A 19,119-nucleotide genomic window follows, 5' to 3' on the forward strand; every position below is an offset into this window, starting at 1 on the left:
GTCCCGAACCTAGCGGGGTACCGCCTCACCATGTCCCACCTCGCGCACTACATGCGGACCCACCTGGCCGGCTCGACCGCGGGCGTCGGCCTCTTCGACCGGGCGGCCGACGAGCACCTCGGCGGCGCGTCCGACGTCATCCGGCGAATCCACGGCGAGCTGGTCGAGGAGCGGGCCACGCTGCGCCGGATGATGGCCGCCGTCGGCGTACGGGAGAACCCGATCAGCGTGATGGCCGCCAGCGCAAGCGAGCGCGTGAGCCGCGTCCGGTCGCTCGCCCGGCTCGTGTACGACCGCTCGGGCACCGAGCACGTGGAGCTCGAGACGATGCGGGTCGCCCTGGCCGGCAAGCTGGCCGGGTGGGAATCGCTGCTCGCGATCGTCGACCAGGAACCTCGGTTGGACCGCGCCGAGCTGGAGAGGCTGGCCCAGCAGGCGCGCGATCAGCAGCAGGCCATCGCCGAGCTGCACGCCGATGCCGCCCGGCGCGCACTGCTGGAGACCTAGGGAGGGTCACTCTTCAGCCGCCCAGTGAGCTGACGGCGAACGCCACCAGCACGAGTGAGGTGAAGAGGGCAGTCGACGCCTGGGTGCCCATCAGGAGCTTGGCGCGCGGGCTCAGCGGCATCGTGTCCGTGGGACTGAAGGCGCTGGAGTTGGTGAGGGACACGTAGAGGTAGTCGACGAAGGTCGGCAGCCACCCGCTGGTCTCGCTGGAGCCGCGCTGCACCTCGATCACGGTGTCGCGGTCCTCGTCCTGGGAGAAGCGCCAGTCCGCGAGCGGGAGGTCGGACCGTTTGCGGCGCGCCCGGACCACCGGGCCTCCGCGGTCGATCTCCCAGTACATGAGGGCGAATCCGATGACGTTCGTCCCCCAGATCTGGACCGCCGCAACGAGCAGGCGCGCCCCGTCGGGCTTCGACCCGGTGATGGCGGAGACCAGCAGTCCGAGGGAGGCCAGGTTGGTGAGGATCATGATCGCCGCCAGGGCGATCGAGGCGCCGCGCGACCAGCGGGTCTCACGATTCATCCGGCGCGGGTTGGTCGCGATGAGGGCGATCAGGAGCAGCGCCTCCACGATCGGGGTGAGCAGCCGCCCGGTCAGCAGGAGCGAGCTGGGCAGCAGTGCATAGACGACGATCGCGACGACGACCGCTGCTGCCGGCGGAAGGCGGTTCTCACCGGTGCGGTTCTTCGGCTCAGCGTCCGCCGGCTCCTTCCCGGTCACCGGAGGACCTTCTCCATCGGCCGGCCCTTCCTCTCCACCTTCGTGACGAAGTGGGGATAGACGTCGGAGAAGGGCGTGGCGAAGATTCGGTGCACGGCCCGAACCTAGCCCAGCCCTAGGGTGTGCCCATGCCGAACCACAACGGAGTGGTCCGCGGCTGGCATGCCGTGGTCGCCGTGCTCGTGACCTATGCGATCGTCGGTCAGGTCGTGCAGAACATCCACGTCGGGCGCAGCTTGGCCAACACGTTCAGCTTCTTCACCATCCAGTCCAACATCCTGGTCGGCGTCGGCGCACTCTTGGTGGCGCTCGATCCGCTCCGCCGGGGCCCGTTCTTCGAGGCCCTGCGGCTGGCAGGACTGGTCGGCATCACCGTGACCGGCGTGGTCTTCAACCTGCTGCTGGCCGGCACGGTCGACCTGCACGGCATCGACGTGGTCTACAACGCGCTCCTGCACCAGGTCATCCCGGTGCTCGCCGTCCTCGGCTTCCTCCTGGCGCGCCCGCGCACGTGGCTCGGTCCACGGTCGTGGTGGTTCCTCGCCTGGGCGATCGCTTGGCTGATCTACACCTTGGTGCGCGCCGAGGTGAGCAACCCGCGCTTCGAGCGGCCGCACGGCACGTCCCGTGTCCCCTACGACTTCCTCGACCGCCGAGGCGATCTCGGCTGGCTCGGCGTGAGTGCGTACGTCGTCGTCATCCTCGGTGTCGCCCTGCTGCTGGCCTGGGGATTCATCGCGATCTCGCGCCGCCCTGAGCTCAGCCGAAGGCGTGCATCACGTGCTTGATGCGCGTGTAGTCCTCGAGCCCGTAGCGTGACAGGTCCTTGCCATACCCGCTCTGCTTGAAACCACCGTGCGGCATCTCGGCGACGAGCGGGATGTGGGTGTTGACCCACACACAGCCGAAGTCGAGCTCGACCGAGCACCGGTGCGCGACGCCATGGTTCTGGGTCCATACGCTTGCGGCGAGCGCGTAGTCGACGTCGTTGGCAAGCTCGATCGCCTCCTGCTCGGAGTCGAAGGTCTGCACCGTGACGACGGGCCCGAACGTCTCCTGCTGCACGATCGCATCGTCCTGCCGTACGCCGACCACGACCGTCGGAGCATAGAAGAATCCGGTCTCCCCGACTCGGTGACCACCCGCCAGCACGCGGGCATGGGAGGGCAGTGAGTCGACGATGTGCGTCACGCGGGCGAGCTGATCGGCGTTGTTGAGCGGGCCGTAGAAGGCCGACTCGTCGACCGGCGGGCCGGTGTGGATGTCCGCGACGGCGGCGACCAGCCGTTCGGTGAACAGCTCGGTGATCTCTGAGGCGACCAGCACCCGCGTGACAGCGGTGCAGTCCTGGCCGGCGTTGAAGAACGCGCCGGTCACGATTCCCTCGATCGTCGCGTCGAGGTCGGCGTCGGCGAAGACCAGTGCAGGCGCCTTGCCGCCCAGCTCCAGGTGGACCCGCTTCACGTCCGCCGCGGCAGCGGTGGCGACCTGGCGACCTGCCGCCGTCGAGCCGGTGATCGAGACCATCGCCGCGGTGGGGTGGGCGACGACGAGACGCCCGGTGTCACGGTCGCCGCAGACGACGTTCAGCACGCCGGGTGGCAGCACCGACGCGGCGATCTCCCCGACGAGCGCCGCCGATGCGGGCGTCGTGTCGGACGGCTTGAGCACCACGGTGTTCCCGGCCGCGAGGGCGGGCGCGATCTTCCAGATCGCCATCATGAACGGGTAGTTCCAGGGCGCCACCTGACCGATCACGCCGACCGGCTCGCGTCGGACGTAGGAGGTGTGCCCGGTCAGGTACTCCCCCGCAGCCGCTCCCTCGAGCGAGCGGGCGAGACCGGCGAAGTAGCGCAGCTGGTCGATGCCCACCTCGATCTCCTCGGACCGCGTGAGGGAGACCGGCTTCCCGGTGTTCGCGACCTCTGCCTCGACGAGGTCGTCGAGTCGAGCGGAGAGCGCGTCGGCGAGTGCGAACAGCTGTCGCTGCCGCTCTGCCGGTGTGGTGCGGCGCCACTCGCGGACGGCGCGCTCGGCGGCGGCGTACGCCGCATCCACGTCGGCCGCGCCCGAGAGTGCGGCGACGTCGTAGGTCTTCCCGGTGCTGGGGTCGACCACCTCGCTGGTGCGACCGTCGGCCGCCTCCACGAGCCGGCCGTCGATGACGTTGGCGATCATGATCGTGTCCTCCTCCTCAGACGGCGGTCGGGTCGCCGAGCACGCGGGCGGCGAGCCGCTCGCCCATGCGGACGGCGCCGTCGACGTGCTGGAAGCCGAGACCGGCGATGTCGCTGCTGCCGAACTCCAGGGGGCCGACGGGCTCGTGCAGCCTGGCGCCGTAGCGCGTCAGGCCACCGACGTCGAAGCTCGTCGCATAGGCGCCGCCGGTCAGCTCCTGGTGCTGCCAGTCGCTCTCGACGTACGTGATCGGGTGCAGTGCCTCCTCACCGAAGTAGGCGGCGAGGGAGGCGAGGATCCGCTCCTGCCGCTCACCGGCGTCGAGCCGACCGACCTCGTCGGCGCGCACGTCGGAGACGAAGCCGACGAGGGTGCCCTTCGTCGCGTCATGGAGGGTGTTGTCGTAGACCTCGTGGACGAGCTGATAGGGACCGAAACCGGTGCCCGAGAGGCCGTGCTGGCGCCAGAACGGCGTGGCGTACTCGACCTGCACCTTGATCACCAGGCCGAAGGACTGGTGCTCGCGGGCGTGCCGGTGCTCGGCGGGCAGCTCGGGAGCGATCCTGATCCGCTGCACGTGGGTCGGCGGCAGCGCGAGGACGACCCGGTCGGCGTGGATCCTCTCACCGCCGACCTGCACGTCGGCGCCGGCGTCCGGGGCCGTGGGGTCCCACTCGATCCGCTCGACGTCGGCACCCAGGCGGACCCGGTCGCCGAGACGGTCGGCGAGCGCGGCCGGGACGGAGGCGAGGCCGCCGATGACGCGTCGGTCGAGGATGAAGTCCGCGTCGACGAGATGGGTGAACGAGCCGGCGCTGGCCGCCATGAGGACCGCCTGCAGGGCGGAGAAGGACCAGACCGGCTTGGTGAGCATGGCGGGGCCGATGTAGAGCGCCACGTTGTCCCGTGCTTCGGGGTCGTCACACTGCTGCTCGAGCCACTGACCGAACGTGACGTGGTCGAGCTCCTCGGCCCGGGGGTGGTTCCACGGCCGGTCGGGGTCCATGTCGGCGGCGAGTTCGTCCAGCACGCCGATGAGCCGGTCGATCTCCTTCGCGGTCCGCTCCTCGAGAGGGAGGTCCTCACCGGCGAAGCGGAGGGCCGCGCCGGCCCGGTCGACGTAGAGGGAGTCACCCTCGCGGTAGCGAGCGTAGGTCTCCAGGCCGAGCTCCTCGAGCAGGCCGATGAGCGCGGTCTGGTCCGGCGAGACCCACTGGCCGCCGATCTCGAAGTCGGAGTCGTGGTGGCTCTCGGTGCGGAGCCGACCCCCGACCCGGTCGCGTGCCTCGAGGACCAGCACGCGCTGGCCCGCCTGTGTCAGTCGGTACGCCGTCATCAGGCCGGTCACGCCTGCGCCGACGACCACGGTGTCGTACGAGCTGGTCATCTCTTTCGAATCCTTCTTGGGGAGGTGTCTGGTGGGGCGGGCTCAGGCCAGCGCTGCGTAGGTGTCCGGACGCCGGGTGTCCAGGAACGGGAAGAGGGTCAGCCACTCCCGCCTCTGGTCGAGATCGAGCTCGGCGACCAGGACGTGGTCACCCTCGCGCGGCGCCTGCGCCAGGATCCGGCCGTAGGGGTCGGAGATGAAGGAGGAGCCGTAGAAGCTGATCCGTCCTTCCTCGCCCCACCGGTTCGGGACGGCCATGAAGAGGCCGTTGGCGATGCCGTTGCCCACGATGACCGACTGCCACAGCGGCTGCGTGTCGAAGTCGGGGTGGTCGGGCTCGGAGCCGATGGCCGTCGGGTAGGCCAGTACCTCGGCGTCCCCGAGCGAGTAGGCCCGGGCCAACTCGGGGAACCACTGGTCCCAGCAGGTCGGCAGCCCGAGACGAGGCAGGCCGGGGAGGTCGACCTCGTGGACCGGGTAGGGCTCGTCGGCCGGACCGTGCCGGAAGTAGAGGTCCTCGAAGTAGCCCTCGGTCACCGGGATGTGGAGCTTGCGGGTCCGCGCCACGATCCGGCCGTCAGGCGCGACCAGGACGGCGGTGTTGTAGCCGAGGCCGTCCTCACCGCGCGGCCCTTCGGCCCGCTCATAGAGCGAGGCGTGCACGAAGACGCCGTGCTCCGCGGCCGCAGCAGCTGCGAAGCGGTGGGTCGGCCCGTCCTCGAGCGGCTCGGCGAGGTCCGCGGGGCGGCCGGACGGCCGGGTGTCCGCGGGGTAGCGCGACAGAGTGAGCTCTGGCAGGAAGACGACCTGGGCACCGGCCGAGGCCGCCTGCCCGATGCCTTCTGCGAGCGTGGCGGCGTGTGTGGCCGGATCGGCCTGCCAGTGCATCTGGACCACACCGACGCTGAGCCGTCGGCCGGGGCCGGGCGTGACGCGGGCGAGTGACTCCGGCGCGGGGGCGGAGATGAGCTTCATCGGGTTCCTTCCGGGTTTGCTCCGGGGACGGAGGGCTGCTGCTGGGTGATGCAGTGGATGCCGCCGCCGCGGGCGAAGAGCGGGCGGGCGTCCACCTGGACGACCTCACGGCCGGGATAGGCGTCGGCGAGTACGGCGCGCGCTTCGGCGTCGGTGGGGTCGTCGAAGGCGCAGGCGATGACGGCGCCGTTGCAGATGTAGTGGTTGACGTAGCTGAAGTCGACCCAGCCCTCGTCGTCACGGAGGACGGTCGGCGCCGGCAGGTAGACGACGTCGACCGGCTTGCCGTCCGCGTCCTCGGCACCGGCGAGCACCTGCGCCGTGTCGCGGCAGAGGAGGTGGTCGGGATGGGCGGGGTCGCGCTGGTCATGCACCAGCAGCAGGCCGCGGTCGGCGAAGGTCGCGACGATGTCGACATGCCCGCGGGTGCCGTAGCGCTCGTGGTCACGGGTCAGGCCCCGGTCGAGCCAGATCGTCCGCTCCGCGCCGACGGTGCGCGTGAGCTCGGCCTCGACCTGCTCCCGCGTCCATCCGGGGTTGCGCCAGGGGTCCAGCTGGACGGTCTCGGTCACGAGGAACGTCCCGGCACCGTCGGTGTGGATGCCGCCACCCTCGTTCACCATGGCGGAGTCGATCCGCACCGCACCGCTCGCCTCGGTCGCCACCACACTGGCGACGGCGTCGTGCTCCCAGGCGGCCCACGACTGCTGACCCCAGCCGTTGAAGGTCCAGTTCACGGCACCCAGCAGCTGCCCGCCCCTGCCGTCGGGCCCGAGCACGAATGTCGGGCCGATGTCGCGGTACCACGCGTCGTCCAGCGGGACCTCGTGACACGTCACGGCGGAACTCAGCAGCCGGCGGGCCGCGTCCCGCTCCGTCGGCGGCACGAGCATGTGGACCGGCTCGTAGCCAGCGATCGCGTTCGCGACCGCCGCCCAGGTCCCGCGCGCCTCGTCGGCCTCGGCGGTGGTCTCACCCAAGGTGTAGGACCCCGCCGGCCACGCCATCCAGGTGGCGTCATGCCGGGTTGTCTCGGCAGGCATCGACCACATGGTCGACCTCCTCACTTTTGAACGTCACTCAAAACGTTGTTCAAAAGTAGTGGTGCCGATCACATTGCGCAAACGAGCCGTCAGTCGAGCGCGCGCGTCTCGCTCGGAAGCAGCGCCATCGCGTGGTCACATGCCTCCTTGATCGTCAGCCCGGCCTCATCGAGGGTGAGGGCGACGGAGAGGCCGTCGAGGAGGGCGCAGATGCGGCGCGCCAGCGGCCCTGCGTCGGCGACGCCGGCATCGACCAGGAGACCGGCCAGGGAGACGCGCCAGCGCTCGTCGAGTCCGGCGTGCGCTTCGCGCAGGACCTCCAGGCGCAGGACTCGCGGCCAGATCTCCATCCACAGCAACCACCGGGGATCCTTGGCGCGAGGCGGGAGATACAGCGCGCAGAACCGGCGTATGCGCTCCACCGGGTCGCTCTCCTCGGCAAGGATCCGCTGCCAGCGGGTCCACAGCTGCGTCTCGCTCCAGCGCAGGACCTCGAGCAGGAGCTCGTCCTTGCTGCCGAAGTAGTAGAGGAGGTGGCTCGCGCTGGTGTCAACCCGGCGGCCCAGTTCGGCGAGCGTCAGATCCGCCAGACCCTTCTCGACGAGGAGCTCCCATGCGACCTCGAGGACCCGCTCGCGCGGGCGGTCCAGCCGCCGGTTCCGTCGCTGCATCTCACCCACCCCTTGACCCTAGACGTGATCGGGGTCATAGTGCTGCAGATCTAACTTTGTATGTTGTTCAAATCACACGACGAGGTGTCCACATTGCCCACACTGTCCGGCGAGTCCGCCCCTGCCGTCGCCGAGGACCTGACGGCGCCCGGAAAGCCCGCGGGCCTCCAACCCGTGCTCGGCGTCGCGGCCGCGATCATGCTCACGATCTCCTGCATCACTCCCGCCTCGAGTCTCTTCATCATCGTTCCCGAGCTGCTGGCGAGTCAGGGCTCGGGCGTGGTTCTCGCGCTCGTCGCGGGCATCGTCATCTCGATCGGTGTCGGAGCCTGCTACGCCGAGCTGGGCACGCGCACGCCGAGCAGCGGCGGCGAGTACGTGATGGTGACCCACACCCTCGGCCGCGCGATGGGCTGGATCACCTTCGTGCTGACCGCCGCCACGCTGATCGTCATTCCCCCGGTCATCGCCCTCGGCACTGCCGACTACCTCGCCCCGGTCATCAACCTCGACCGACCCACCACCGGTGCCCTGGTGATGCTGCTCGCGACCGTCACTGGGCTGCTGGACATCAAGTCCAACGCCTATGTCACCAGCTGCTTCCTCGCCGTCGAGACGGTGGCGGCCGCGGTCGTCGCCTACCTCGGCTTCTCCCATGCCCACCGGGGAGTCGAGTCGCTCTGGCATCCCCAGGTCCTCGACGGCTCAGGCCTGACGCCGCTCACCGCGGGCGTGGCCCTTTCGGGTCTGGCCGTGGCGACCTTCGTGGTCAACGGGTTCGGCACCGCTTCCTACCTCGCCGAGGAGATCATCGACCCCCGTCGCAACGTCGCGAAGGCCGTCTTCGGGTCCCTCTTCTTCGGTGCCGTGATCATCCTCGTCCCCACCATCGCCACCGTGCTGGGCGCCGGAAGCATCGAGTCGCTCGCAGACCACACGTTCCCCGACTTCGTCTCCGAGTGGGCGGGCTCACGCGTCTCGGCGGCGATCAGCGTCGGCATCGCCATCGCGATCCTCAACGCCGTCATCGTCATGGTGCTCCAGAACGGCCGCGTCATCTACGCGTCCGGCCGCGACCAGGCATGGCCGGCCCCGGTCAACAAGGCCCTCAGCACCCTCCACCCTCGGCTGTCCACCCCGGTGGTCGCCACGCTGTCGGTGGCACTCCCCGGTGCACTGCTCGCCTACCTGGTCAACATCGAGTCGCTGCTGGGCATCACGTCCGTGATCGTGTCGGCGGTCTACCTGACGCTGGCCGCCTCCGCGCTCGTCGTCCGACGGCGTCCGCACGCCGGCTGGCGAATGCCGCTGTGGCCTGCCGCGCCGATCCTGGTCATCGTCGGGGTGGGCTATGCGCTGTTCGAGTCCGCGTGGTCGGACCTCCTCATCACGGGCGCGCTGGTCGTGCTCGCGCTGGTCTACTACGTGGGCTACCTCCGCCCCCGCGGCACCACCCGGTTCCTCGTCGACGCCCGGGACGACCAGTGAGCATCGACGTACTCCTCACCGGCGGCGTCGTGCACACGCTCGACGCGGCCACGCCACACGCCGACAGCATCGCCCTCACCGGTGACCGCATCGCCTGGACCGGGAGGTACGAGGACGCGCCCGAGGCCGTGCGGAACGCGACACGCGTGATCCCGCTCAAGGGCCGGACCGTCGTGCCGGGCTTCGTCGACGCGCACAACCACGTCCGGCTGGGCTCCGACGCTGCGTGCGCACAGCTGGCCGGAGCGTCCTCCATGGAGGAGATCGGCGCACGGCTGGAGGCGTGGCGAGCCGACAACCCGGACGCCACCTGGGTCGAGGCCGAGGGGTACTCCTACACGGGACTGGCCGACGGTGCCCATCCGACCGCCGCCCAGCTCGACGCGCTGGTGCCCGACCTCCCGGCCGTCGTCTTCAGCTACGACGTCCACACGCTGTGGCTGAACTCCGCCGCACTCACGGCGCTCGGGGTGGACGGCGCCGAGCTGCCGTTCGGCACCGCCGAGCTCGACGCGGACGGACGGCCCACCGGCTTCGTCGCCGACTTCGCGGTCAAGGGCCTCTCCCGTGCCGGCCTGGCCGGGCTCGCGGCTCGAGGCTTGCCCTGGGCCGACACCGGCCGGCAGTACGGCCGTCTCGCCGCCAGCCTGGACCACGCCATCGCGTGCGGCATCACGACCGTGGTCGAGCCGCAGAACTCCCCCGACGACCTCGCTCTCTTCCTGCGAGCGCGCACGGAGCAGCGACTCCGCTCACGCCTGGTCCTGGCCATGTTCCACGGCCCGGGCACGACGGAGGAGGACCGCCGCGAGTTCAGTGAGCTCGCCCGCACGTACGCCGACGACCGGCTGCGCGTCGGGCCGCTCAAGCTCTACATCGACGACGTCGTGGAGCCACACACCGCGGCACTGCATGCGCCCTACGCCAACGAGCCGGGGCACCTGGGCGCGACCTACGTGCCGGCCGAGGAGTTCGCCGAGCTGGTCACGACGTTGGACGCCGACGGGTTCCAGCTCTTCGTGCATGCCACGGGCGACCGCGGGATCACCACGGTGCTCGATGCCGTCGCCCGCGCACAGGCGGTGAACGGTCCGCGCGACGCCCGTCACCAGGTGGTGCACGTCGAGTGCCTGCGGACCGAGGATGTCGGCCGCTTCGCCGAGCTGGGCGTGGTGGCCTGCATGCAGCCCCGCCACGCCAGCCCCGAGATCGCCGGGCCGGGTCATGCGTGGGCCGACGCCATCGGCGAACAGCGCTGGCACCAGGCCTGGCCGCTGCGCTCCCTGGCTGAGACCGGTGCGGTCCTCGCCCTCTCCAGTGACTGGAACGTCGCCGAGATGGAGCCCCTGGTCGGCATCCAGTGCGCGGTCACCCGTGCGCCGCTCGACGGCGGCGAGCCCTGGATGCCGGAGGAGGCGATCGACGTCGTCACCGCGTTGCGCGGTTACACCGTCGGCAGCGCGTACGCCGTGCATGCCGACGATGACCGCGGCACGCTGACGCCGGGCAAGCTCGCCGACCTCGTGGTGCTGGCCGACGACCCCGTCACCTGTGCGCCGGAGTCGCTCGCGAAGATCGACGTCCTGGAGACCTGGGTCGGCGGCGAGTGCGTCTACACGGCGCCGACGGCGCCGTAGCGCTCGGCACAGAAGGCGGCGATGCGCCCCGCGAGTGTCGCGAGGGCCTCCGCGGCGTGGTGGCGCGGGTCCCAGGCGGCGTACAACCGGAGCCGGAGGTCCCCTTCGGGGGCCTCCACCCGCACCGCGACGAGGTCGAAGCGAGGGTCGTCCGACACGACCGCGACGCCCCGGCCGGCCGCCGCCAAGGCCTGCGCGATCTGGGCGTTCCCGCACTCGACGACCTCGGTGTAGGCGAGCCCGGCTCCGGAGACGGCGGCGTCCAGCAGCACGCGAGGGCGGAACTGCTCACTCATCAGCACGAGCGGTCTGGCGACCAGGTCCGCCAGACCCACGGAGGCACGCCCGCTCCACTCATCGTCGGGTCGGACGTAGGCCCAGATCGGGAGGCGCGCCAAGGACAGTGACCGCACCTGCCGGCCCGGCGGGTTGCCGACGATGGCAAGGTCGGCGCCCGAGGCGATGGCCGCCTCCGCACCGCGCGGGTCGAGCTCGCGTACGACGGCGACCGGATCATCATCACCGAGCGTGGCCAGGAAGGGCGCGACGACGTCGGTGAACGTCGTGGTAGGCACCGCCAGGTGGACCTGCTGCAGCCGTCCCGCCGCGAGGTCGGCGCCGGCCGTGACGAAGGCGTCCGCGCGGGTCAGCAGCTCACGGGCGAGAGGCAGCAACTGCTCTCCCGCACGGGACAGGACGAGCCTGCGCTCATCGCGGTCGAAGAGGGTCACGCCGAGCTGCCGCTCGAGATGGCGCAGTTGTCGGGACAACGAGGGCTGGGTGAGGTGCAGCGCCGCTGCGGCCGCCGTCGCCGACCCGTGGTCCGCCGTCGCGACGAAGTAATCGATCAGGCGTAGATCCATGCTCACAAGGCATGATTCTAGTGCCGAACAAGTCTTGGACGTCATAGCTGTCGCGGGAGCATGGTGGAGGCATGACTTCTCTCCCCCAGACTCGCCACTTGGCGACGGCCGTTCCGGGACCGCGCTCCCAGGCCCTGATGTCACGCAAGCAGGCCGCGGTGAGCGCCGGCGTCGCGACCACCATGCCCGTCTTCGCCCGCCGCGCCGAGGGCGGCATCGTCGAGGACATCGACGGCAACCGCTTCATCGACCTCGGCTCCGGTATCGCCGTGACCAGCGTCGGTAGCAGCGCGCCTCTCGTGGTGGACGCGGTGGTGGACCAGGTCAGGTCGTTCACGCACACCTGCTTCATGGTCACCCCCTACGAGAGCTACGTCGCGGTGGCCGAGCAGCTGGCTCGGCTCACGCCGGGGGACCACGAGAAGCGCTCGGCCCTCTTCAACTCCGGGTCCGAGGCCGTGGAGAACGCCGTCAAGATCGCCCGCGCCTTCACCGGCAAGGACGCGATCGTCGCCTTCGACCACGCCTATCACGGCCGGACGAACCTCACGATGGCGCTCACGGCGAAGAACATGCCCTACAAGCATGGCTTCGGTCCGTTCGCCGGTGAGGTCTACCGCGCACCGATGTCCTACCCGTTCCGGGACGTCGCCGACGTCGATGGCGCCGCGGCCGCCCGCCGGGCGATCGCCATGGTCGAGGCCCAGGTCGGCGCCGACAACCTCGCCGCCGTCATCATCGAGCCGATCCAGGGCGAGGGCGGCTTCATCGTCCCCGCACCGGGGTTCCTGGCGGACGTCGCTGCGTGGTGCCGGGCCAACGGCGTGCTCTTCGTCGCCGACGAGGTGCAGTCGGGCTTCGGCCGGACCGGCACCTGGTTCGCGATCGAGCACGAGGACGTGGTGCCCGACCTGATCGTGAGCGCCAAGGGCATCGCCGGTGGCCTGCCGCTCTCCGCGGTGACCGGTCGCGCCGAGATCATGGACGCCGTCCATGCCGGCGGTCTCGGCGGCACGTACGGCGGCAACCCGCTGGCCTGCGCCGCCGCGCTGGCCGTGATCGAGACGATCGAGGGCGAGGGATACCTGGGCCGCGCCCGCGAGATCGAGTCGGTCTTCCGCGAGCGGCTCAGCAAGCTGCAGGAGGCGGACGCCCGGATCGGCGACGTGCGCGGTCGCGGCGCGATGATCGCCGTGGAGCTCGTGGATCCGACGAGCGGCAACCCGGATGCCGCGCTGGCGAGGGCCGTGGCGGCGTACGCCCACGGCGAGGGCGTCATCACGTTGACCTGTGGCACCTGGGGCAACGTCCTGCGCTTCCTCCCGCCTCTGTCGATCTCGGATGCGCTCCTCCACGAGGGAATCGACGTGGTCGCCGCAGGACTGGAGGCCGCGCGATGAGCGACACCGTCGTGCCGACCGCCGCGTCGACCCCTGCGTCGACCCGTTCCCCGCTCGACGATGCCCGCGAGCAGCTCGCCCAGGCGGTCGAGGTCCTCGGCCTCCGTCCCCACGTGCACGCCCTTCTTGCCGAGCCCCGTCGGGAGTTGAGCGTCTCGATTCCGCTGCGACGTGACGACGGCACGGTGGAGGTCCTGAGGGGCTACCGCGTGCAGCACAACTACTCCCGTGGTCCGGGCAAGGGCGGCGTACGGTTCGACGCACGTGTCGACCTCGACGAGGTCCGCGCCCTGGCGATGTGGATGACCTGGAAGTGCGCCCTGCTCGACGTGCCGTACGGCGGCGCGAAGGGCGGCGTACGGGTGGACCCGCGCGCCTACAGCCGGGCTGAGCTCGAGCGCATCACGCGTCGCTACACGTCGGAGATCTCGCCACTGATCGGTCCCAACCAGGACATCCCCGCCCCCGACGTCGGGACCGACGAGCAGACCATGGCCTGGATGATGGACACCTACTCGGTGGGCATGGGCTACACGGTCCTGGGTGTCGTCACCGGCAAGCCGATCGACGCCGGTGGCTCCCTGGGCCGTGCCTCGTCGACCTCGCGCGGCGTCGCAGCGGTGGCGCTGCGTGCGCTCGGTCACGTCGGCATCGCGCCCGAAGGCGCGACCGCCGCGGTGCAGGGCTTCGGCAAGGTGGGCCGCGGTGCCGCGCGGTTCCTGGCCGAGGCGGGCCTCGCCGTGGTCGCGGTCAGCGACGTCGACGGAGCGGTGCACGCGCCGGAAGGGCTGGACATCGCGGCCCTCGAGGCACATGTGGACGCCACCGGGACGGTGGTCGGATTTCCGGGCTCCGCGCCGATCGACGGCGAACAGCTCCTCGCCCTCGAGGTCGACCTGCTGGTCCCGGCGGCGATCGAGGGCGTGATCCACGCCGACAACGCCGCCGCGGTCCGGGCCAAGGTCATCGTGGAGGGCGCCAACGGCCCCGTGAGTTCCGCGGCCGACGGCATCCTCTCCAAGCAGGGGGTCCTCGTCGTACCGGACATCCTCGCCAACGCCGGCGGGGTCGTCGTCTCGTACTTCGAATGGGTCCAGGCGAACCAGTCGTACTGGTGGAGCGAGGAGGAGGTCGACGACCGCCTCGTCGGCCGGATGAACAAGGCCTGGGACGACGTCGTCGCCTACGCCGACAGCAAGCACCTGTCCCTGCGCCTCGCCGCCACGTGCATGGCGGTGGAGCGCGTCTATCGAGCACACGAACTGCGAGGGCTCTACCCGTGACCGACATCTCCCCCATCTCGGGGCTCATCGAAGCGCTCGAACCCGACACCGGTCTCCTCGTCGGTGGCCTGTGGCGCTCCGGCGGCTCCGGGGTCTTCGCAGTGGAGAACCCGGCCACCACCGAAGTCCTCGGCTACGTCGCCGACGCCGACCGCAGCGACGCGATCGCAGCCGTGGATGCGGCCGACGCACGCTTCCCGGGATGGGCGGTGGTGCCGCCACGGACGCGCAGCGAGCTGCTCTCGCGAACCCGGGAGCTCATGCTGCGCGACGCCGATGACCTCGCCGCCCTCATCGCGGCCGAGAACGGCAAGTCCCTCGCCGACGCGAAGGCCGAGGTCGTCTACGCCGCCGAGTTCTTCCGCTGGTACGCCGAGGAGGCCGTCCGCCCCGGTGGCGACTTCGGTTCCTCGCCGGCCGGTGGGACGCGCACCATCGTGACCCACCGACCCGTCGGCGTGGCCGCGCTGGTCACGCCGTGGAACTTCCCCGCCGCCATGGCGACCCGGAAGATCGCACCCGCCCTGGCGGCGGGGTGCACCGTCGTGCTGAAACCGGCCGCCGAGACCCCCTTCACGGCGCTGGCCATCGCCCGCCTCCTCTCCGAAGCGGGCGTGCCCGACGGCGTCGTGAACGTCGTCCCCGGCACCGACGCGGGTGCCATCGTCTCGGCCTGGCTGGATGACCCGCGGGTCCGCAAACTCTCCTTCACCGGCTCGACCCGCGTGGGCAGACTGCTGCTCCGCCAGGCGGCCGACCGGGTCGTCAACACCTCGATGGAGCTGGGTGGCAACGCTCCCTTTGTCGTGACGGCCGATGCCGACGTACCGGCGGCAGTGGAGGGGGCGATGATCGCGAAGTTCCGCAACGGTGGCCAGGCGTGCACCGCGGCGAACCGGTTCTACGTCCACGCCGACGTCGCGGCCGAGTTCACCGCCCAGCTGGGGGCCCGGGTCGAGGCGCTGACCGTCGGCCCTGCAGACGGAGGGGCCGAGATCGGCCCACTCATCTCGAAGCAGGCCGTCGACGGAGTGGCCCGTCTGGTCGACGATGCACTCGCCCGCGGCGCGCGCATCGCCCACCGTGCTCCAGCCGCCACCGCCGACGGACACTTCTACAGTCCGGTCGTGCTCGCCGACGTCCCCCCTGACGCCGACGTCGTCCAGGAGGAGATCTTCGGCCCGGTCGCTCCGATCGTGACCTGGACCGACACCGACCAGCTCCTGGAACTCGTCAACGGAACGGAACTCGGCCTCGCGGCGTACGTCTACGCCGGTGACCTCGGCGACGCACTCCACCTGGCCGAGAGGCTCGAGGCGGGCATGGTCGGCGTCAACCGCGGCCTCGTCTCCGACCCCGCCGCCCCGTTCGGCGGTGTGAAGCAGAGCGGCCTCGGACGCGAGGGCGCTCGAGCCGGGCTCGAGGAGTTCACCGAGACGCAGTACTTCAGCGTCGCCTGGTGATCTGCGCGACGCCCGCGCAGCCCGCTGATCAGTAGTACCAGGGGTACGGGCTCCAGTCGGGCTCGCGCTTCTCGAGAAACTGGTCGCGACCCTCTTGGGCCTCGTCGGTCATGTAGGCGAGGCGCGTCGACTCGCCGGCGAAGAGCTGCTGGCCGACGAGGCCGTCGTCGAGGAGGTTGAAGGAGTACTTGAGCATCCTCTGCGCGGTGGGCGACTTGCCGTTGATCTTCCGGCCCCACTCGAGCGCGACCTTCTCGAGCTGCGCGTGCTCGACGACACGGTTGACCGCACCCATGTCGTGCATGTCCTGCGCGGTGTACTCGTCGGCGAGGAAGAAGATCTCGCGGGCGAACTTCTGGCCCACCTGCCGGGCGAGATAGGCAGAGCCGTAGCCACCGTCGAACGAGCCGACGTCGGCGTCGGTCTGCTTGAACCGCGCGTGCTCCTTCGAGGCCAGCGTCAGGTCGCAGACGACATGGAGTGAGTGACCGCCACCAGCGGCCCAGCCGGGGACAACGCAGATGACGACCTTGGGCATGAAGCGGATCAGTCGCTGGCACTCGAGGATGTGCAGCCGCGCGAGCCTGGCCTTGTCGATCACCGACGGCTCCTCGCCTCCGGTCTCGTCGGCGCCGATCAGCTTGTCCTCGTACTGGTAGCCGGCGCGACCGCGGATGCGCTGATCCCCGCCGGTGCAGAAGGCCCACTTGCCGTTCTTGGCGCTCGGTCCGTTGCCGGTCAGGATCACGCACCCGACGTCGGCCGACTGGCGCGCGTGCTCGAGGGTGCGCAGCAGCTCGTCGACGGTGTGCGGCCGGAAGGCGTTGAGCACGTCGGGGCGGTCGAAGGCGATCCGGACAGTTCCATGCGCGCGAGCCCGGTGGTAGGTGAGGTCGGTCAGGTCGTCGAAGCCGGGCACCACGTCCCAGTCCGCCGGGTCGAAGATCTCGCTGACGCCTTCGATCGCACTCATGCCTGCGAGGCTATCGGCCCGACGCGGAGGTCAGCCGACGGGCTCCAACAGGAAAAGCGGAATCTGCCGCTCGGTCTTCTTCTGATACTCGCCGTACGTCGACCACGTCTGCACCGCGTAGTCCCACCACTCCGCGCGCTCGTCACCGGACAGCTCGCGGGCGACGTACTTCTTCTTCGTCGCTCCGTCCTGGAGCTCGACGTCGGGGTAGGCGCGGAAGTTGTTGACCCAGACGGGGTTCTCGTCGGCGCCACCCTTGGAGGCCACGGCGAGGTACTTGCCGTCGCGCTCGACGCGCATCAGCGGGGTCTTGCGGATCGCGCCGGTCTTCGCGCCACGGTTGGTGATCAGGATGATCGGGTCGCCGGTGTCGCGCAGTGTGTTGGCCTCAGCGCCGTTGGAGGCCTCGAACGCCTCGACCTGGTCGCGGACCCACTCGGCGGGGCTGGGGATGTAGTCAGAGGAGGTCATGCTTTCGAGAATACTGACGCCATGCACTCCGAGCTGTTGGACGCGTGGTCCCGCTTCGTGTCCAGGCCCGGACACCCGTTCACCATCCCCGGCCACAAGCAGCGCTCAGGCGAGATCTGGCCCGAGCTCGGCGAGGTCAACCAGGGTGACGTCCCGCTCTTCGGCGGGCTGGCTCCGGTGAAGACCGCCGTCTCGGCGCTCGCCACGGCCGAGGCCCGCACCGCGGTCCGTTGGGGCGCGGACTGGTGCCGCTATTCCACCGGCGGGTCGACGCACGCCAACCAGGTGCTGGCGCTCGCGGTCGGATCGCCGGGCGATGAGGTGCTGGTCGCCCGCAACGCTCACCGGTCGGTGCTCTCCGGGCTCCTCCTCGCGGGCCTGACGCCGCGGTGGATCTCACCCGCCGTGACGGACGGGCTGATCACGGGGATCACGCCCGCCCAGCTGCGCTCGGCCGTTGCCGAGTGGCCCGCCGCGCGCGCACTCTTCCTCGTCGAGCCGTCGTACCTCGGGACACTGTCGGACCGGGAGTCCCTCATCGAGATCGCCCACGCGGCGGGACTCGCGGTGGTCGTCGACCAGGCGTGGGGAGCCCACCTCGGCTTCCATCCCTCGCTGCCGCCGCATGCGCTGTCCCTGGGCGCCGACGCCCTGGTCACCAGCGCCCACAAGAACCTGCCCGCCTACTCGCAGGCCTCCCTCGTGCTCGCCCGGACCGAGCGACTCTCGGCCGACCGGCTCGAGCGGGCCTTCGACCTCTCGTTCACGACGAGCCCGGCCGGATCGATCCTCGCCTCCACCGATGCCGCGGTCACGCTGCTCGACAGCGAGATCGGTCGCGGTCTCCTCGGCGAGCTCGTCGAGTCCGTCGCCGCCGCCCGCACCCGACTGCGGGCCGCGGGGCTCGAGGTCCCGGGCCCCGACACCCACTCAATCGACCCGACGAAGCTCGTCATCCGCCTCCCCGGCGGCGGCCTCGAGATCGAGCAGGACCTGATCGCTGCCGGACTCGCTCCCGAGCAGGCCGACGAGACGACGCTCATCCCGATCCTCACCCTGCTGGACCGCCCCTCCGACATCGAGCGCCTCGTCGAGGTCGTCCTCCGCCGAAAGGGCACTCCCTCACGCCCGAAAGGGCAGTCGCTCACCGCCGAATGGGCGCTTCCTCCCGCCCCCATGACCCCGCGCGACGCCTTCTTCGCCCGTACGTCGACAGTCCCGGCGTCCGACGCGATCGGCAGGATCAGCGCGGAGGTCATCGCGCCCTATCCCCCGGGCGTCCCGGTCCTCGTGCCGGGCGAGGAGATCACGGCGTCGACGATCGACCTGCTGCAGGCCGCAGCCGCGGCCGGCGTACGGATCGCCTATGCCGCCGACCCGACGCTGGCGACCTTCCAGGTCGTCGAGGGCCGGTGACGAGGAACCAGTGACTAGGGCCGGGCGATCGAGGCCGCGAGGCTGACCAGGTGCCCCAGCCGCGCCAGCTCGGAGTCAAGGAAGTCCGGTCCCCCGCGGCGGCCGATGACGACGATCTCGTTGCCGTCGATGCGGGCCCCGGCGTAGATCGCCTCGTCGTCGGGATGCTCGTCGTCGACGTCCATCTCGAGGGCACAGGCCCGCTCGATCTCGACGAACGGAAGGTCCTGCGGTGCCGACTCGGTGGTGTCGATCGTGCCGCTCGCCCGGTGGATCCGGACCGCCCAGTCGGAGCGGAACGTGTGGGGCAGCACCTCGACCAGACGCGTGAGCGCCTGGGCGGGCTCCTCGGTCAGGCTCTCGACGGCCTCGAGGTCGAGGAAGAGGTTGCCGCCGGCGGCGTACCGCGAGATCCAGATGACCCGCACGCCGTCGAGCTGGTTGCACGCCGAGACGATGGAGTCCGGCATCGATCCCGGCGCCGTCTCGAGGAGCACATCGTCGACCGCCCATCCCTCGTGGGACTTCTCGACGATCTCGATCGCCTCGATGTCGCCGCCGGCCTCACCGATCGCCGAGGCGAGTCGACCGAGCGAGCCGGGGACGTCGGGAAGCTCGACGCGCAGCAGGTAAGGCACCGAAC

At 70.5% G+C, this 19,119-nt stretch carries 19 protein-coding genes; 8 read left to right on the forward strand and 11 right to left on the reverse strand.

Features of this window, described 5'->3' with window-relative positions; translation table 11 throughout:
• Positions 1 to 30: 30 nt before the first annotated feature.
• Complete coding sequence (locus LH076_RS14665) at positions 31 to 507, forward strand: hypothetical protein (RefSeq protein ID WP_227781499.1); 477 nt, start codon at positions 31 to 33, stop codon at positions 505 to 507.
• Positions 508 to 520: 13 nt separating this feature from the next.
• Here LH076_RS14665 and LH076_RS14670 read toward each other — a convergent pair whose 3' ends face one another.
• Positions 521 to 1,228, reverse strand: coding sequence for a hypothetical protein (locus LH076_RS14670; RefSeq protein ID WP_227781500.1), 708 nt, complete (start codon positions 1,226 to 1,228; stop codon positions 521 to 523).
• A complete protein-coding gene (locus LH076_RS14675; protein WP_227781501.1) occupies positions 1,225 to 1,323 on the reverse strand; it encodes a DUF2200 family protein in 99 nt (32 codons plus the stop codon). The genes LH076_RS14670 and LH076_RS14675 overlap by 4 nt, the downstream gene beginning before the upstream one ends.
• A gap of 33 nt (positions 1,324 to 1,356) precedes the next feature.
• Between LH076_RS14675 and LH076_RS14680 the strand changes: the two genes are divergently transcribed.
• Positions 1,357 to 2,016 (forward strand): Pr6Pr family membrane protein, encoded by a 660-nt coding sequence (locus tag LH076_RS14680; RefSeq protein WP_227781502.1) that lies wholly within the window; start codon positions 1,357 to 1,359, stop codon positions 2,014 to 2,016.
• On the opposite strand, the gene LH076_RS14685 is transcribed toward LH076_RS14680, so the two are convergent.
• From LH076_RS14685 to LH076_RS14705, 5 genes are all read right to left on the reverse strand, one after another.
• On the reverse strand, positions 1,988 to 3,406 hold the full coding sequence (locus LH076_RS14685) for a gamma-aminobutyraldehyde dehydrogenase (protein ID WP_227781503.1): 1,419 nt from the start codon (positions 3,404 to 3,406) through the stop codon (positions 1,988 to 1,990). The two genes, LH076_RS14680 and LH076_RS14685, sit on opposite strands and share 29 nt — an antisense overlap.
• 16 nt (positions 3,407 to 3,422) lie before the next feature.
• Positions 3,423 to 4,793 carry a flavin monoamine oxidase family protein gene (locus LH076_RS14690; RefSeq protein WP_227781504.1) on the reverse strand — a complete coding sequence of 457 codons (1,371 nt, stop codon included), beginning with the start codon at positions 4,791 to 4,793 and terminating at the stop codon, positions 3,423 to 3,425.
• 42 nt (positions 4,794 to 4,835) lie between these two features.
• Entirely contained in the window at positions 4,836 to 5,768 is a 933-nt protein-coding gene (locus LH076_RS14695; protein WP_227781505.1) for a nitrilase-related carbon-nitrogen hydrolase, read from the reverse strand.
• Positions 5,765 to 6,811, reverse strand: a complete 1,047-nt coding sequence (locus LH076_RS14700; RefSeq protein ID WP_227781506.1) for an agmatine/peptidylarginine deiminase — start codon at positions 6,809 to 6,811, stop codon at positions 5,765 to 5,767. Before LH076_RS14700 ends, LH076_RS14695 begins: the two co-directional genes overlap by 4 nt.
• Positions 6,812 to 6,900: 89 nt before the next feature.
• Positions 6,901 to 7,482, reverse strand: coding sequence for a TetR/AcrR family transcriptional regulator (locus tag LH076_RS14705; RefSeq protein ID WP_227783648.1), 582 nt, complete (start codon positions 7,480 to 7,482; stop codon positions 6,901 to 6,903).
• Between the two features lie 84 nt (positions 7,483 to 7,566).
• On the opposite strand from LH076_RS14705, the gene LH076_RS14710 reads away from it, so the two are divergent.
• Together LH076_RS14710 and LH076_RS14715 are read left to right on the forward strand one after the other, a co-directional pair.
• Positions 7,567 to 8,970 (forward strand): APC family permease, encoded by a 1,404-nt coding sequence (locus LH076_RS14710; protein ID WP_415753135.1) that lies wholly within the window; start codon positions 7,567 to 7,569, stop codon positions 8,968 to 8,970.
• Positions 8,967 to 10,607 carry an amidohydrolase gene (locus LH076_RS14715; protein WP_227781508.1) on the forward strand — a complete coding sequence of 547 codons (1,641 nt, stop codon included), beginning with the start codon at positions 8,967 to 8,969 and terminating at the stop codon, positions 10,605 to 10,607. The genes LH076_RS14710 and LH076_RS14715 overlap by 4 nt, the downstream gene beginning before the upstream one ends.
• Here LH076_RS14715 and LH076_RS14720 read toward each other — a convergent pair.
• Positions 10,583 to 11,470, reverse strand: a complete 888-nt coding sequence (locus LH076_RS14720; RefSeq protein WP_227783649.1) for a LysR family transcriptional regulator — start codon at positions 11,468 to 11,470, stop codon at positions 10,583 to 10,585. The genes LH076_RS14715 and LH076_RS14720 overlap by 25 nt on opposite strands.
• Positions 11,471 to 11,541: 71 nt before the next feature.
• On the opposite strand from LH076_RS14720, the gene gabT reads away from it, so the two are divergent.
• From gabT to LH076_RS14735, 3 genes are all read left to right on the forward strand, one after another.
• Complete coding sequence (gabT, locus tag LH076_RS14725; RefSeq protein ID WP_227781509.1) at positions 11,542 to 12,870, forward strand: 4-aminobutyrate--2-oxoglutarate transaminase; 1,329 nt, start codon at positions 11,542 to 11,544, stop codon at positions 12,868 to 12,870.
• Positions 12,867 to 14,153, forward strand: a complete 1,287-nt coding sequence (locus LH076_RS14730) for a Glu/Leu/Phe/Val family dehydrogenase (protein ID WP_227781510.1) — start codon at positions 12,867 to 12,869, stop codon at positions 14,151 to 14,153. Before gabT ends, LH076_RS14730 begins: the two co-directional genes overlap by 4 nt.
• 68 nt (positions 14,154 to 14,221) lie before the next feature.
• The gene (locus LH076_RS14735; protein WP_227783650.1) at positions 14,222 to 15,616 is read left to right on the forward strand and encodes an NAD-dependent succinate-semialdehyde dehydrogenase; all 1,395 of its coding nucleotides are present in this window, start codon (positions 14,222 to 14,224) and stop codon (positions 15,614 to 15,616) included.
• A gap of 28 nt (positions 15,617 to 15,644) precedes the next feature.
• On the opposite strand, the gene LH076_RS14740 is transcribed toward LH076_RS14735, so the two are convergent.
• Positions 15,645 to 16,589: a 1,4-dihydroxy-2-naphthoyl-CoA synthase gene (locus LH076_RS14740; protein ID WP_227781511.1), complete on the reverse strand. Its 945-nt coding sequence runs from the start codon at positions 16,587 to 16,589 to the stop codon at positions 15,645 to 15,647.
• Between the two features lie 30 nt (positions 16,590 to 16,619).
• Positions 16,620 to 17,060 (reverse strand): nitroreductase family deazaflavin-dependent oxidoreductase, encoded by a 441-nt coding sequence (locus tag LH076_RS14745; RefSeq protein ID WP_227781512.1) that lies wholly within the window; start codon positions 17,058 to 17,060, stop codon positions 16,620 to 16,622.
• A 21-nt stretch (positions 17,061 to 17,081) separates the two neighbouring features.
• Between LH076_RS14745 and LH076_RS14750 the strand changes: the two genes are divergently transcribed.
• Positions 17,082 to 18,476: an aminotransferase class I/II-fold pyridoxal phosphate-dependent enzyme gene (locus LH076_RS14750; protein ID WP_227781513.1), complete on the forward strand. Its 1,395-nt coding sequence runs from the start codon at positions 17,082 to 17,084 to the stop codon at positions 18,474 to 18,476.
• A 14-nt stretch (positions 18,477 to 18,490) separates the two neighbouring features.
• Here the strand turns inward: LH076_RS14750 and LH076_RS14755 are convergent, their stop codons facing one another.
• On the reverse strand, positions 18,491 to 19,114 hold the full coding sequence (locus LH076_RS14755) for an ACT domain-containing protein (RefSeq protein ID WP_227781514.1): 624 nt from the start codon (positions 19,112 to 19,114) through the stop codon (positions 18,491 to 18,493).
• Positions 19,115 to 19,119: the final 5 nt, after the last annotated feature.

Origin of the sequence: Nocardioides sp. Kera G14, assembly GCF_020715565.1 — a bacterium.
Classification (GTDB): Bacteria; Actinomycetota; Actinomycetes; order Propionibacteriales; family Nocardioidaceae; genus Nocardioides.

Bases quoted from the DNA above. Each gene is read 5' to 3' on its own strand.
- LH076_RS14665 (WP_227781499.1), top strand. From the start codon at position 31: ATGTCCCACCTCGCGCACTACATGCGGACCCACCTGGCCGGCTCGACC.
- LH076_RS14680 (WP_227781502.1), top strand. From the start codon at position 1,357: ATGCCGAACCACAACGGAGTGGTCCGCGGCTGGCATGCCGTGGTCGCC.
- LH076_RS14685 (WP_227781503.1), bottom strand. From the start codon at position 3,406: ATGATCGCCAACGTCATCGACGGCCGGCTCGTGGAGGCGGCCGACGGT.
- LH076_RS14690 (WP_227781504.1), bottom strand. From the start codon at position 4,793: ATGACCAGCTCGTACGACACCGTGGTCGTCGGCGCAGGCGTGACCGGC.
- LH076_RS14695 (WP_227781505.1), bottom strand. From the start codon at position 5,768: ATGAAGCTCATCTCCGCCCCCGCGCCGGAGTCACTCGCCCGCGTCACG.
- LH076_RS14700 (WP_227781506.1), bottom strand. From the start codon at position 6,811: ATGCCTGCCGAGACAACCCGGCATGACGCCACCTGGATGGCGTGGCCG.
- LH076_RS14705 (WP_227783648.1), bottom strand. From the start codon at position 7,482: ATGCAGCGACGGAACCGGCGGCTGGACCGCCCGCGCGAGCGGGTCCTC.
- LH076_RS14720 (WP_227783649.1), bottom strand. From the start codon at position 11,470: ATGGATCTACGCCTGATCGATTACTTCGTCGCGACGGCGGACCACGGG.
- gabT (WP_227781509.1), top strand. From the start codon at position 11,542: ATGACTTCTCTCCCCCAGACTCGCCACTTGGCGACGGCCGTTCCGGGA.
- LH076_RS14730 (WP_227781510.1), top strand. From the start codon at position 12,867: ATGAGCGACACCGTCGTGCCGACCGCCGCGTCGACCCCTGCGTCGACC.
- LH076_RS14740 (WP_227781511.1), bottom strand. From the start codon at position 16,589: ATGAGTGCGATCGAAGGCGTCAGCGAGATCTTCGACCCGGCGGACTGG.
- LH076_RS14745 (WP_227781512.1), bottom strand. From the start codon at position 17,060: ATGACCTCCTCTGACTACATCCCCAGCCCCGCCGAGTGGGTCCGCGAC.
- LH076_RS14750 (WP_227781513.1), top strand. From the start codon at position 17,082: ATGCACTCCGAGCTGTTGGACGCGTGGTCCCGCTTCGTGTCCAGGCCC.